11 protein-coding genes are annotated in these 14,503 nt (G+C 40.3%); 4 read left to right on the forward strand and 7 right to left on the reverse strand.

All coding sequences use genetic code 11. The features are described 5' to 3' along the window. Positions 1–14 precede the first annotated feature (14 nt). From pstA to MMO38_RS04605, 5 genes are all read right to left on the reverse strand, one after another. Positions 15–1,412, reverse strand: coding sequence for a phosphate ABC transporter permease PstA (gene pstA / locus MMO38_RS04585; RefSeq protein WP_004670449.1), 1,398 nt, complete (start codon positions 1,410–1,412; stop codon positions 15–17). Then, positions 1,409–2,788 carry a phosphate ABC transporter permease subunit PstC gene (pstC, locus tag MMO38_RS04590; RefSeq protein ID WP_241322722.1) on the reverse strand — a complete coding sequence of 460 codons (1,380 nt, stop codon included), beginning with the start codon at positions 2,786–2,788 and terminating at the stop codon, positions 1,409–1,411. Before pstC ends, pstA begins: the two co-directional genes overlap by 4 nt. 104 nt (positions 2,789–2,892) lie before the next feature. Continuing rightward, positions 2,893–3,924, reverse strand: coding sequence for a substrate-binding domain-containing protein (locus MMO38_RS04595; protein WP_241322723.1), 1,032 nt, complete (start codon positions 3,922–3,924; stop codon positions 2,893–2,895). A 283-nt stretch (positions 3,925–4,207) separates the two neighbouring features. Then, positions 4,208–5,740 carry an aspartate aminotransferase family protein gene (locus MMO38_RS04600; protein WP_241322724.1) on the reverse strand — a complete coding sequence of 511 codons (1,533 nt, stop codon included), beginning with the start codon at positions 5,738–5,740 and terminating at the stop codon, positions 4,208–4,210. Positions 5,741–5,743: 3 nt separating this feature from the next. Further along, positions 5,744–7,114, reverse strand: a complete 1,371-nt coding sequence (locus tag MMO38_RS04605; protein ID WP_241322725.1) for a diaminobutyrate--2-oxoglutarate transaminase — start codon at positions 7,112–7,114, stop codon at positions 5,744–5,746. A 467-nt stretch (positions 7,115–7,581) separates the two neighbouring features. Here MMO38_RS04605 and MMO38_RS04610 point away from each other — a divergent pair, with 467 nt between their 5' ends. Both MMO38_RS04610 and MMO38_RS04615 read left to right on the forward strand, forming a co-directional pair. Continuing rightward, positions 7,582–8,286: an SIMPL domain-containing protein gene (locus tag MMO38_RS04610; protein ID WP_241322726.1), complete on the forward strand. Its 705-nt coding sequence runs from the start codon at positions 7,582–7,584 to the stop codon at positions 8,284–8,286. A 181-nt stretch (positions 8,287–8,467) separates the two neighbouring features. Continuing rightward, the gene (locus MMO38_RS04615; RefSeq protein WP_241322727.1) at positions 8,468–10,678 is read left to right on the forward strand and encodes a TonB-dependent siderophore receptor; all 2,211 of its coding nucleotides are present in this window, start codon (positions 8,468–8,470) and stop codon (positions 10,676–10,678) included. A 52-nt stretch (positions 10,679–10,730) separates the two neighbouring features. On the opposite strand, the gene MMO38_RS04620 is transcribed toward MMO38_RS04615, so the two are convergent. Together MMO38_RS04620 and MMO38_RS04625 are read right to left on the reverse strand one after the other, a co-directional pair. Then, on the reverse strand, positions 10,731–11,825 hold the full coding sequence (locus MMO38_RS04620; protein WP_241322728.1) for an acyl-CoA desaturase: 1,095 nt from the start codon (positions 11,823–11,825) through the stop codon (positions 10,731–10,733). Between the two features lie 14 nt (positions 11,826–11,839). Then, a complete protein-coding gene (locus MMO38_RS04625) occupies positions 11,840–12,910 on the reverse strand; it encodes a ferredoxin reductase (RefSeq protein WP_241322729.1) in 1,071 nt (356 codons plus the stop codon). 140 nt (positions 12,911–13,050) lie between these two features. Here MMO38_RS04625 and fabR point away from each other — a divergent pair, with 140 nt between their 5' ends. Both fabR and dps read left to right on the forward strand, forming a co-directional pair. Next, positions 13,051–13,746 carry an HTH-type transcriptional repressor FabR gene (gene fabR, locus MMO38_RS04630; protein ID WP_241322730.1) on the forward strand — a complete coding sequence of 232 codons (696 nt, stop codon included), beginning with the start codon at positions 13,051–13,053 and terminating at the stop codon, positions 13,744–13,746. Positions 13,747–13,946: 200 nt separating this feature from the next. After that, positions 13,947–14,444, forward strand: coding sequence for a DNA starvation/stationary phase protection protein Dps (gene dps, locus MMO38_RS04635; protein WP_241322731.1), 498 nt, complete (start codon positions 13,947–13,949; stop codon positions 14,442–14,444). Positions 14,445–14,503 lie beyond the last annotated feature (59 nt).

Raw genomic sequence — 14,503 nt, forward strand, 5'->3', positions numbered from 1 at the left:
CATGTTATCTCCGATTACCAACGTACTTCAAATTTCTTACGTAACCAAATTGCAAGGCTGTTTAAACCGATCATTAATGCAAGCAATACAATAATTGCTGCCGCAGTTCGCCCTTCAAAGAAATTACGCAACTCATTACCTTGCCATAAGAAAATTTGTACTGGTAATGCCGTAGATTGATCTAATGGCGAAGCAGGTACACTTGCCACGAAAGCACTCATACCAATAAGCAAGAGCGGTGCTGTTTCACCTAATGCTTGAGCAACTCCAATAATTGCACCTGTTAAAATACCCGGTAAAGCTAATGGTAAAACATGGTGAAATACAGTTTGAACTTTAGATGCGCCCAGCCCTAAAGCTGCTTGGCGGATCGAAGGTGGCACTGCTTTTAATGATGCACGTGTGGTAATAATCACAGTAGGCAATGTCATCAAACTCAGAACTAAACCACCGACCAAAGGTGCTGAAATCGGTAAATGGAACCAACCGATAAAAATCGAAGCACCCAATAAACCAAAAACAATTGAAGGTACAGCAGCCAAGTTATTAATATTGACTTCGATAATATCCGTCAACCAGTTTTGTTTAGCAAACTCTTCCAGATAAATCGCACTCGCAACACCGATTGGAATCGAAATAAAGATCACAATCAACATCATAAACAGCGAGCCCATGAAAGCACCAGCTAAACCACTTGATGCCAAAGAGCTACGAGAATCAGGATTGGTAAATAAGTTGAAGTTAAACGTACTAGCAATGATCCCTTTTTCTTTAAGTTCATCTGCAATCTGACGAACTTCTGGGCTCAATTGTTGTTGTTCATCTGGCAAAGATCGATCGATATTACCTGCCAACCAGACATCAATATTGGCATCAGCAAGAAATTCGATTTCCTGTTTTTTACCGATCAAAGATGGATTTGCAAAAACCATATCACGTAAACGATACGACTCAGAGCTGGTATACAATCTGCTCAAATCATCTTGTTTATCTGCTAAAGACGGATCTTTTGCGACCAGACCATTGATAATCAATGCATCCCAATCAACCATTCCCATTTCAGTTTGCCACGCTACATAGCGCTCTTGATAGTCAACAGGAGCTTCGCCCGCAAGCTGTTTTGGTTTTGGTCCAACATCAATGATGGCTGGATCAAAATAAACAGGCACTGTCATGCTGGCTTGCCAAAATGCAGGTAAACCCTTTGCTAAAATACTCGTAAATAACAGCGCGACAAAGGCCAAACCAAGCACAACAGCAGAAAATCCAAAGAAGCGAAATGCCTTTTCTTTACGATGGCGTTTGCCAAGCGACTTTTCGATTCTTTCTTTACGTTGTGCACGTAACTCTTGCGCCGTTTGTGGATCAAATACATTTTGATCCACAGGAGAAGATGTATTTGATGAACTCATTCGTATTGCTCACGATATTTACGCACAATGTACAATGCGACAATGTTTAAACCTAAAGTAATAACAAACAACGTTAAGCCTAATGCAAAAGCCACTAAAGCTTGCGGACTAGAAAAATCTGAGTCACCTGTTAACTGAGTAACAATGGTCATCGTGACCGTAGAAACCGCTTCAAATGGATTCGCATGTAAAACTGGGCTATTCCCTGCAGCAAGTACCACGATCATGGTTTCCCCAATCGCACGAGAAGCTGCCAATAAGAATGCACCGATAATACCCGGCAAAGCAGCAGGAATAATCACACGACGAATCGTTTCTGATTTGGTCGCTCCCAAACCTAATGAACCATCACGTAGCGTACGAGGTACTTGAGTAATAATATCATCCGATAAAGAAGACACAAACGGAATAATCATGATCCCCATGACCAGACCAGCTGTCAGTGCGCTGGTGGCATTAATATTAAGACCGACGCTTGCGCCTGCCATCTTAATAAATGGACCAATAATCATCATCGCAAATACACCGTACACAATGGTCGGAATACCTGCGAGAACTTCAATCGTTGGTTTCGCCCAAGAACGTAAGCGCGGAGAAGCATATTCGGCGAGATAAATCGCGATCATTAAACCAACAGGTACTGCGACTGAGAGTGCAATTGCACTCACCATTAATGTACCCCACAGTAATGGTAATAGTCCGTAACTGCCTGATACTTGACCGACTTGACTAAATCCAGGCTGCCATACAGTACCGAAGAAGAAATCGAAAGGGCTTACGAATTTAAAGAAGTTGAGTGCTTCACCAAACATCGACATCACGATACCGATAGTGGTGAGGATGGCAACACCTGAACATAAAATCAGTGCGACATTAATCGCACGCTCTACTTGATTACGCGCGCGATACTGTTCACTTATATGTTTTTTGGCCCAAATCAAACCACCCAGTGCTACACTAATGACCACCGCTATTTTGGCAAATGTACCAATCGCTATGAATCTAGCCAGTTGCTCTGCTGCGGCAACTTCATATGCAACAGGCTCACCAGCAACACCAAAGCCAGAAGCTATTGCCTGAACACGACGGATCAATACATCCTGTCCAGCAGGATCTAAAGAAGCACTGACAGATGCAGGAATATGATTGAGAATAATATGTTGTAAAATACTCGGTTCAATCAAGTTCCACGTGATCAAAATTAAAAAAGCAGGAATACCACACCACAAAGCAACCAACGCACCGTAATAACCAGGACGAGAATGTAGTGTGACTGAGTTATTTCCTTTACCTGCTAGGTTACGGCTTTTGCTCAGCCCGATTTGATATGCAATTGCCATGAGGGCTAATAACACACCTATGAGTAGCAGATTCATGTGATCTCCACCGTTTTTCCAATTCCAATCATTTGAAAAAACCTAGTTTGACAAAAAGGCCGATGGTAAATTCCCCTCACCATCAGCCTCTATTAACACCAATATTACTTAAATACTTTACCAGCTTTAAAGTCGGCAAGGATTTTTGCACGTTCAGCATCAGACAAAGGAATTAAACCAGCTCTTTCTAATTTAGAGCCTTTACCAGAAGTCTTCTTGTTCAAGAAGAACTCAACAAACTGCGGTAAACCTTTCACTGATTGTAAATGCTCGCCTTTTACATAGAAGAATAAAGGACGTGATACAGGATATTTACCACTTAAAATCGCGGCTTCTGTTGGTACGATATTGTTTACTTTTGCTACACGTAATTTATCACGGTTTTGATCATAGAAACTCAAACCAAAAACACCTACTGCACTTGGCGTTGTTCTTAAACGTGCCAATGTTTCAGTATAATCACCCGCGATTTCGATCACACGTCCGCCTTGACGGAAAGTCGTACATGCTTTCTTTTGTGCATCTTTGTCTAGGTTTTTAATGTATTCGTAAGCTTCACAGCCTGCATCAACCATTTTTTCTTGGAACACTTCACGCGTACCATGGTTTGAACCAGGGATGACCAAAGTAATCGGCTCATTTGGAAGTGTTTTATCGATTTGATTCCAATGTGTATACGGGTTTGGAACCATTTTGCCATTCGATGGTAACTCAGCTGCAATCGCAGTGAAGACATGATATGGCTTTAATTTGAACTCAGCTTTGTTGATGTTTGAGGCAAAAACAATACCATCATAACCAATTTTGATTTCATGAATCTTATTCACACCAGCTTTTGCACAAGCTGGAAGTTCGTTGCTGCGCATCGGACGTGAAGAGTTTGCGATATCAATCGTGTTGTCGCCAACACCTTGACAGAATTGTTTCAAACCACCTGAAGAACCGCCAGAACCGACAACAGGAGTTTTGAACTGTGGGAACGTATTACCAAACTCTTCCGCTGCAATACTTGAAAATGGCAGCACAGTTGAAGAACCAGCGATCTGAATAGTATCACGAGCTGCATGTGCAGTGGATGCCGCAGCTACCCCAGTTAATGTTATAGCAAGTGCGATTTGACGTGGATTTAAGCGCATTCTATTTCTCTCTCATTTATGCAATTTGAATTACAACTCTTTTTGGATTTAAGTGTTGCACTTTGGTTAACTGCATTTTGAATAGATAATATGACAATAAGGTTACAGCTTTATGACGCTTTGATGATGATCAATTTTAGTTGTAAATTATTTGCAGTTTTTTCTAGTTTAGCTATTTTTTATCACAATGCAATGCACCAGAAATTCGGCAACTTCAATCGCCCCTCACCTCCAAAAACGAAAAAGGCACAGATATCTGTGCCTTTTTCAACCGATTCAATGATTAATCGAGCGCTGAAACATACGTTCCTGCAACAATCGCATCTTTAATACGATCAGTCTCGATCAATACCAATGAAAGCAAGTTCTGTACGTTCTCAAGCGTTGCCACTGGGCTTAAAGTCGTCATTTTCAATGATTGAACTTGACCAACCTTTGTTACACCAATATTCGCCTCACCACGTGCAAATAATTCATCTGCGACGTTTTGGTTTAAGCTATCGATGAATTCAGCAGGATAGCCTTCAGGCACAACACGGAACAGCACTGAAGCAAATTGAGGTTCAATCAACAATTCAAGACCATTGGTCGCTTTAATATAGTCAGCAACCTCACGCGTCAATTTCACACCATGATCGATCATCGAACCATAAAGTTCTTCGCCCAATGCTTCAACCGTCATCCACAATTTCAACGCATCGAAACGGCGCGTCGTTTGTAATGATTTAGACACAAGGTTCGGTACGCCATGTTCTTCATCATAAGCAGAGTTTAGATATTCTGCTTCATAATGCATAAAGCGATAGTTTGCTTCGTCTTTCAATAAGAAAGCACCACAGCTAATGCTTTGGAAATAATGCTTATGGAAATCAAGCGTGATTGAGTCTGATAATTCGATACCGTCAAGCATTGCACGATGGTCATTCGAAAGTAACAGTGCACCACCCCAAGCTGCATCAATATGCATCCATGTACCATATTTGGTGGTAATTTCACGGATTTTCTTGAGTGGATCAATCGCGCCAGCATCGGTTGTACCCGCAGTCGCGACCACACAAGCCACGATTTTGCCTTCAGACTGAAGATGCTCCATAGTTTTTTCTAACGCATCGACATCCATTTGTGCATTTTCGTTCACAGGAACAGTGACAACAGATTGGAAGCCCATACCCATCATCGCCATGTTCTTTTGCACAGAAAAGTGTGCATTTTCAGAACAAATGACTTTGACGTTTTTCATTGCATCGGCTGGAATACCATCACGCTGTACAGACCATGGCTTGCCATTTTCGTCTTTCCAGTTTTTTGAGATACACCAGTCACGCGCAAGCAAGACACCCATCAAGTTCGACTGTGTACCACCAGAAGTGAACACGCCTGCTTGACCTGCACCATAACCAACTTTTTGACGAAGCCAATCAATCAACTGCACTTCCATCAATGAACCAGCAGGGCTTTGATCCCATGAATCCATCGATTGGTTGGTCGCATTGATCAACACTTCCGCGATTTGGCTTGTCACCATAGTTGGACAGTGTAAGTGTGCTAATGAATGCGGATGATGTACTTTTAAACTTTTATTTAGAAAAAGCTCAATCATACGTTGTAATGATTGTTGTACACCTAAACCTTGTTTCGATGGATTAAAAGAAATTGCTGCACGCAAATCTTTAATGCTTCCACCAGTGTACATTTTATCGCTTTGCAACCATGCTGAAACGGCTTCAACCGCCTCGCCCATTGCTGACTGATAGTCAGCAATGGATTGAGCATCATTGCAGAGTAACGCTTTACGATGTTCCGCAAAATCAACCATGAATCAGCCTCGCACTGCTTTTAATGCTTCAGCAATCGCTTTTTTGAAGCGTGCAATAACTTCAACACATTCATCTTGATTGATGATCAATGGGCAAAGTAAACGGATAACCGTACCATTGCGACCACCTTTCTCAAGCAATAATTTATTGTTGAAACATGCGGTTTGAATAGCTGCTGCCAACTGCGCATCCGCAGGAAGAGAACCCATATGATCTGCAGGTTTACGCTCGTCAACGATCTCAATACCAATCATCAAACCACGACCACGCACATTACCAATACATGGGAATTCTTGAGCAAGTTTCTTCAACTCTGATTGTAAGAAATCACCACGCTGTTGTGCATTTTGGGCAAGGTTTTGTTCCTTGATCACTTGAAGTGATGCTAATCCCGTACCCATTGCGAGTTGATTACCACGGAAAGTCCCTGAATGCGTACCCGGCTGCCAAGCATCAAACTTACGTTTAATCCCGAGGACTGCAAGTGGCAAACTACCGCCCACAGCTTTTGACATCACGACAACATCAGGCTCAATCCCTGCTTGTTCAAAGGCAAACATTTGACCCGAACGTGCAAAACCAGCTTGAACTTCATCCAAAATTAAAACGATATTGTGCTTTTCAGTCACTTCACGAATTTTTTGCAACCATTTCACAGGTGCAGCGACCACGCCACCTTCGCCTTGAATCGCTTCAAGGATCACTGCAGCAGGTTTAGTTACGCCACTTTCAACATCTTCGATGAAGTTTTCAAAATAGTAAGTTAAAGCATCAACACCAGCTTCACCACCCAAACCAAGTGGGCAACGGTACTCATGCGGATAAGGCATAAATTGTACGCCCGGCATTAAACCATTGACCGCATTTTTTGCACTCAAATTACCCGTCATCGCCAGCGCACCATGAGTCATACCATGGTAACCGCCAGAGAAGCTGATCACAGAACTACGACCAGTATAAGTTTTTGCGAGTTTAATCGCTGCTTCAGTCGCATCTGCGCCTGTAGGCCCACAAAACTGTAAACAATATTCTTCTTTACCACCTGGCAAATATGCCAAAAGTGCTTCTGTAAACGCATCTTTTAAAGGAGTTGTTAAATCTAAAGTATGCAATGGCAAACCACTTGCCAATGTATCTTGAATACTTTGAATCACCGCAGGATGATTATGACCTAAAGCCAATGTTCCTGCCCCAGCTAGACAATCAAGGTACTCTGTACCTTCAACATCAGTAACCCAGCAGCCTTGCGCTTTTGCTATTGCCAACGGTAGTTTACGAGGATAACTACGAACATTTGATTCCATCTGACTTTGGCGAGTCAAATAATATTCGTTGGTTACATTAGCGGCAGGATTTACGGAAGTAACGCTCATATCGAATTACCATCTCTGATATGGGTAAAAGAAATAAGTCTGGTGACTTGCGGTCGTAGGACTCGGTGCTTGTAAGAATCTAGCGCAGACACAATATTTTATATCTTTCAACTAGGAGCGAGATGATACCTAATTTTTAGAGAAAAGAAATACTTTTTATGCCTGACACTGATCTAATATTATTGAAAAAAAAGTTCTTTCAATTAAGTATGATGAATTATCATCATACTATGTGACAAGCGAAAGAAAGTAAGCTTTTTTTAACCAGACAATTATTTTTAGATAAATGGTCAAATATTACAAGCCAATGCATTGATTTATAAAATATTTGTTTATTTTTTCTTCGTTGCAAGAGAGCATCAAGATATTACAAATACCCCACAAAATGTGCAGATATTTTCCATGACTTCTTTTTAATATCGAACATGTAAAAATAAATTTTTGATACTAAATTCCAAGGATTTTTTATGCGTACTTTAGCTCTCATGACCATGATGCTTGGAGCAACACTGAGTCCAACTCTTTTTGCCCATGAGCCAGAAAAAATAAACTATAACATTGTCAATATTCAAGCCGATGCTTCACGTCAAGTGGCCAATGATGAAATGCGAGCTGTTCTCTATATTGAGAAAAGCCATAAACAACCTGCTGAGCTTTCAAATCAAATCAATCTACTGATGAATCAAGCACAAGCTGTTTCTCGTAAATACTCACAAGTCAAAGTAGAAACGGGGGCACAAAGTACCTATCCAGTTTATGACAATGACAGCAGAAAACTCAAAGAATGGCGTGGTCGCGCTGAAATCCAAATCGAGAGTAAAGACTTTAAAGCAGCCAGCCAGTTGATTAGTGAGTTACAACAAAATTTCCAAACTCAATCCATCAACTTTACAGTGTCTGATGAACAGCGTAAAAAAGTTGAAAATGAATTGATGATTGAAGCGTCTAAAAGTTTCCAACAACGTGCGCAAGCCATTAGCCAAGCTTGGAATAAAGCGCAATATAATCTTGTTAATCTAAACCTAAATACCAGTAATTATTTCCCGCAGCCAATTATGCGTGGTGCGATGCCAAAATTTGCAGCGATGGCAGAAGCAGCTCCTGCACAAGATATGGCAGCAGGCGAATCTAAAATTATTGTCAATGCCAATGGAACGATTCAGTTTAAATAATAAGGTCAGTTTCACTAAAGCCGTGCTCAAGCACGGCTTTTTTTAGATATATTGGACTAAAATATCTCCCATAAAAACAATAAACCCAAGCCATACAATTGTTATAAATGATAATAGTTATTATTTCATTTTGTGTAATAAAAGATTAATATTCGGTAAATTTACACCATTTTCTAGCCTTATGAAATTTACATCTTACTCTACCGCCTGTTTAGTAAAATTTCCGCCCTCTTCTCTAAGTCTCGCTATCACAACATTACTCAGTGGCATATGTCATACCGCAGTTGCCAATGAAGCACCACAAGCTGAAACGCAAACGCTTGCAACAATTTCCATTCAAGCACAAGGTAACTGGCTAGAGGAAGCAAATGCAGAAAAAGTACTGCAACATGCAGGTGCACGTACCATTATCGATCGAAACCGACTCGATGAAATCGCAACAACCTCTATCCGCGACGCTTTAAAACAGATTCCTGGAGTCCAAGTCCAAGACAGTAATGGTACTGGTGGAAGTGATGTTTCCTTGAATATTGGCGTACGTGGTTTAACCTCGCGCCTATCCCCTCGTTCAACTGTATTAATGGATGGTATCCCACTTGCAGTCGCTCCTTACGGTCAACCACAATTATCTTTAGCTCCAGTATCAATGGGTAATATTGAATCTGTAGATGTGGTTCGCGGTGCAGGTTCTGTTCGTTTTGGACCACAAAACGTGGGTGGAATCATTAACTTTACAACACGTGCCATTCCACAGGAGTTTTCAGGCTCAGTTGGCTTAACCACAGAATTTGCAACGGGTACAGATCAACTTAAATACACCCCAAATCTTTTCCTCGGTGGAACATTGGACAATGGTTTAGGTTTAGCTTTACTTTATTCTGGGACAAAAGGAGATGGATATAGGGAAGCAAATAATAATATTGACATTGATGATGTCATGTTAAAAACAGCTTACCAATGGACTGACCAAGATCAAATTGCCATTAACCTGCATCACTATGAAGGGCGTGGAGAAATGCCCGAAGGGTTAACTGCCGAAAAGTTTGTAGAAAATCCTTATCAATCTAATCAAAGTCGCAATTATTTCGCAGGGCGTCGATCTGATATTTCAGTGAAATATAGCCACAAAGATGACCTGAATAATTTTGAACTTTTGGGTTATTACGTTGATTCATTTCGTACCAGTGACTTAGAATCAATTGGCAATAAAGGCACAAGTACGCTCAGCAGCTCACCGCGTGATTACAAATACTTTGGTATTGAGCCGCGTTACTCACGTGCCTATCAATGGGCAAGTATGGATAACGAAGTGACCGTGGGTTATCGTTATTTACAAGAAGAAAGCTCTGAGTTTTCAGGACGCTCACAATATGACACCGCTACAGGAAGTCCTGGTAAGCCTATTGCAAACACAACCAGTGAAGGTGGCACCAAAGCACATGCGATTTATATCGATAACCGATTTGGCATCGGAGATTGGGTGATCACTCCAGGCCTTCGATTTGAATCAATTGATACACATAATAACTTCACCGCATATAGCAATGGCATACCAACCAACACGATCAATCCAAAAATCAAATCAGAAGAGTTCTTACCAAGCCTTTCTGTACTTTATAAAGCCAATGAGAACTGGAATATCTTTGCCAATGCAGGCGTTTCATTTGGACCACAACAATATAATCAACTTGTCACGACGAAAACTGTTGATGGTAAAAATACAGCTTTTTCAACACTTGATGGCTTACATCCTGAGAAGTCAAAAAACTATGAAATTGGTACCAAATATTTAGGTAATGGCCTCAGTGCCGAATTAACCGTATTTTATTTAGACTTCGATAAAGAACTTTTCTTAGAGCGCCCTGATAATATTGGTACAGGGATTTGGACAGATTTAGGTGCAACCAGCCATAAAGGAATAGAAACTGGGATCAGTTATGATTTTGGTCAACTCGCTGATGCTTTAGAGGGTCTTAAAGTCTATAGTAACTATACCTTTACCAAAGCAACTTCTGAAGCAGGCAAGTTTGAAAGCAAAGATTTACCCTATTATTCACGACACATAGGTAACCTAGGTTTAGCGTTTCAAGTTGATCAGTGGTCAATTAATGCAGACATGTTTGCGCAATCAAAACAACATGCTCCGGGTTCTGGTGATGTTTATCAGACACAAGAAACCGCAGATGGTCGTATTGGCGACATTCCGGGGTATTCAACTTTTGCAGTAAGGGCGGGTTATGATTTTAGTCATCAACTGAAAGGTTTAAAAGTTGCTGGAGGAGTGAAAAATGTATTCGATAAACAATACTTTACTCGCTCATCTGACTCAACGGGCGGTAAATACGTGGGACAGCCACGTACTTTCTTCTTACAAACATCTTTTGATTTTTAAATAAAAAAAAGCCCCGAAGCAATTAAACTCGGGCTTTTTTATGTTCAAAAATTTACTTCTTAAACGGCAATGCATATTTAAAAATACGCCCAACCACTTCACCGAACTGTTTCACAAAGCTCGCGTTATTATAATTTAAGCCATATTTTTCGCAGACAGCCTGAACTTTCGGTGCAATTTGGCGATAGCGACGTGCAGGAATATCTGGAAATAAATGATGTTCAATCTGATGACTTAAATGACCTGTCAAAATATGAAACGCTTCCGAACCCGTTAAATTGGATGAGCCACGAATCTGACGCATATACCAGTGTCCACGGCTTTCATTTTGTAAAATAGCTTTGGGGAAAACTTCCACATCTTTGGTGAAGTGACCACAAAAAATAATACTGAATGTCCAAACATTACGGATCCCATTGGCAACCAAGTTACCTGCAAAAACAGGAATTGCCGAAGGCCCTGCAATCAATGGGAAAAACACATAGTCTTTGAACATTTGCTTCATGATTTTCTTTTGCGCTGGCTGCCATTCACGCTTTAATTGCGCGACTGATTTACGCTTGTAAATCACTTTACCTAATTCAAGATTTTGAATCGCAACCCCCCATTGAAATAACAAGCTAAATGGCACGATGTACAAAGGTTGAATTAAAGTAAGTTTCGACCAACGTTGCTCAGGAAACAGACGAAACACACCATAGCCAACATCATCATCCATTCCTTTCACATTGGTATAGGTATGATGCTTAAAGTTATGCGTTTGTCTCCAATTGTCTGATGTTCCTACAGTGTCCCACTCATAGGTCTGACCATTGAATTTTGGATCATTCATCCAGTCGTATTGTCCATGCATGACATTATGGCCAAGTTCCATATTTTCCATGATTTTGGCAAAGCCCAATAAACCTGTACCCAATAACCATGCCGGCGGAAACCAACCAGCGAATAACAAAGCACGCCCTAATATGCTGCTATAACGAATAGAAGAATAGACACGACGGATATATTTGGCATCTTTTTCACCTAAATCATTCAAGACCTCTTGTTTGATTTGATCCAGCTCTCGCGCAAAATCATCTAACTCTGCGGCAGTCAAATCACGGTTTTTAGGATTTTTAAAATATTCAATTTTAACAAGCATATTCATAATCATTTTCTCGCTTATAGATCAATCACAAGATCTGATTGAGCCGAATTTACACAAATTTTTAATAGCTGAGCAGGTTCATGATTTGCTGAACCATTCAGAAGATTTTTGGTTGCACCTTGCGCTTTGCTACACGCGCATTTATTACAAATACCCATACGGCAGCCGTGATTTGGCTTGATGCCTTGCTGTTCTAAACTGGCTAAAATCGATTGGCCTTTTGGAATTGCTACCGTCTTATTGGACTGGGTCAACCGAACATTAATAAAGCCTGTATCATTTGCATCAACATCAAATTGACTCAAACTGAATGCTTCTGTCTGAATCGAAGCCGCATCTGCAAACAATGTTTCCGCTGTCGCTGCAAATCCTGATGGCCCACATGCATATACTGTCGTTTCACTTAAAGTCGTGAATTGCTCAACATGGCTTTGGTTTAAGCGTTGATCTTGTTGTTGGGTATAAAAAATTTGATAACTAAAATTCGGAAAATTTTCAGCAACTTCTTTTAAATATTCAGCATAAGCTGCATCTTCATGCGTTTTCACCCAATACATCAATTGAACAGGCATACGCACAAGTTGTTTTGACTGACAAAGGTCTTCAACCAGACTCAACATCGGGGTAATGCCACTACCTGCCGCGAGAAGTAATAAATGAGGGGTTTGAATATGACGGCGTTGCATTTCGCCATATGGTTGTCCGAAATACAGAATATCTCCGATTTTACTTTGTTCAACCAACCAAGAGCTCACGATTCCTTGATCAACCTTTTTAACAGTTAAACAAAGATTATCTTCATCCAATTGCATCAGACTATAAGTACGTTCGTAATGACGCCCAGCGATCTCAACTGTAATCGGATGATGCTGACCTGCTACTCCACGCTGCACATGACGATTGCACTGCAAAATAAGACTCACGGTATCTTTTGCCACGATTTGTTTTTTTACAACTTTGGCTAAGGGTTGATTAATCGACCATAGCGGATTGATCTTCTGTAACCAAAAATTGGCGTCATGGCTGTTCATTACGCTTTGAGCCAATGAATTGAATAGAGAATTTCTCTTTTCGGTTGCATACATGAGCAGGTACTCTGGTTGTTTTTTAATTATTATACACATGTATATATATTTGTATATATACATGTGTATAATAATTTGTGTTTCACAAGTTCACAGACAACCGCTATACTCTGAACTAGCTCACTTATATTTTGACAACAATGGTTCATTCTTCTTTGACAGCACCAACTCATGACACATTAGCGCAACAAGATGTCAATCCAGTTAAACAACCCATCCGTACTGTTGGGCGAAAAGCGACGATTACCAAAGAAGAATTATTTCAAGCAACCTTAAATTTAATCGGTCCACAAAAAAGCATTTCATCACTCAGTCTTCGAGAGATTGCACGTGAAGCAGCGATTGCGCCGAATAGTTTTTATCGTCATTTTAAAGATATTGATGAACTTGCAATTGCCTTAATTGATCGAGCAGGCTTGGTTTTGCGTAAAATTATTCGTGAAGCGCGATTAAAAGCCATAATGCAACAAAGTATTATCCGTAGCTCAGTCGAAGTGTTTATTCAACAACTCGATGCCGATGAAGGCAATCTCAGTTTATTACTTCGTGAAAGCTATACGGGTTCGACCTCTTATAAAGCCGCAGTTGATCGCCAGTTGATTTTTTTCCAACAAGAATTACAAGAAGACTTGATTCGTTTAGAGCAAATGAATAACAGCAAAATCAGCCATGCGGATATTGCAGCGAAAGCCATCACCCAATTGGTTTTCAATATGGGAGCAAAAGTTCTTGATCTGCCTGCCGAACAACGTCTAGAAGTTGCAGAGCAAACCATGGTGATGATTCGTATGATTTTGGAAGGTGCTCGCCACTTGGATGAAGCCAGTCTAAGATAAATGGCATCTAAGAACTCTAAATTACAATTCTAAAAGGGTAAGTATTTGAATATTAAATACTTGCCCTCTTTTTATAGTTTAAGTATTACAAAAGCATAGAAAATTAAAACACACAGTCCCCCATCATTAGGCGTAGGCTAAAGTTGAAATAAACGTTTTATTCACTTCGTTTCACCCTACTATAATTGAATGAGGTAACTATGAGTTCTTCAGCAGCTAAAACTTTAAAAGTTTATACACGTAATAATTTAGACGACTCGATCAAAGAAGCCACCGTAAAAATACTCAATCAAATTCTTGCCAATCTTATTGATTTATCATTGCTGACCAAACAAGCACACTGGAATATGCGAGGAAGTAACTTTATCGCTGTTCATGAAATGTTAGATATGTTCCGTACTTCGCTTATTACGCATTTGGATAATGTTGCAGAACGTGCAGTCCAAATTGGTGGAACTGCATTGGGAACGACTCAAACCGTTGCTGAAAGCTCGCATTTAAAACCCTATCCAGTCGCTATACACGCTGTACAAGATCACTTAAAAGAACTGGCAGATCGCTATGGTGTAGTGGCAAATCATTTGCGTGGCATGATTGATGAAATTCAAGATCCAATTTCGGAAGATATTATCCATGCTGCTTTGGAAGATTTAGATCAATATTTATGGTTCTTGGAAGCCAATATTGACCAAAAATAATTTTATCTCAGCATAAAAAAACGAGGGAAATACCCTCGTTTTTTTATTGAAACGATTAA

It is taken from the genome of Acinetobacter sp. NIPH 1852 (assembly GCF_022549455.1).
In the GTDB taxonomy this organism is placed as follows: Bacteria; Pseudomonadota; Gammaproteobacteria; order Pseudomonadales; family Moraxellaceae; genus Acinetobacter.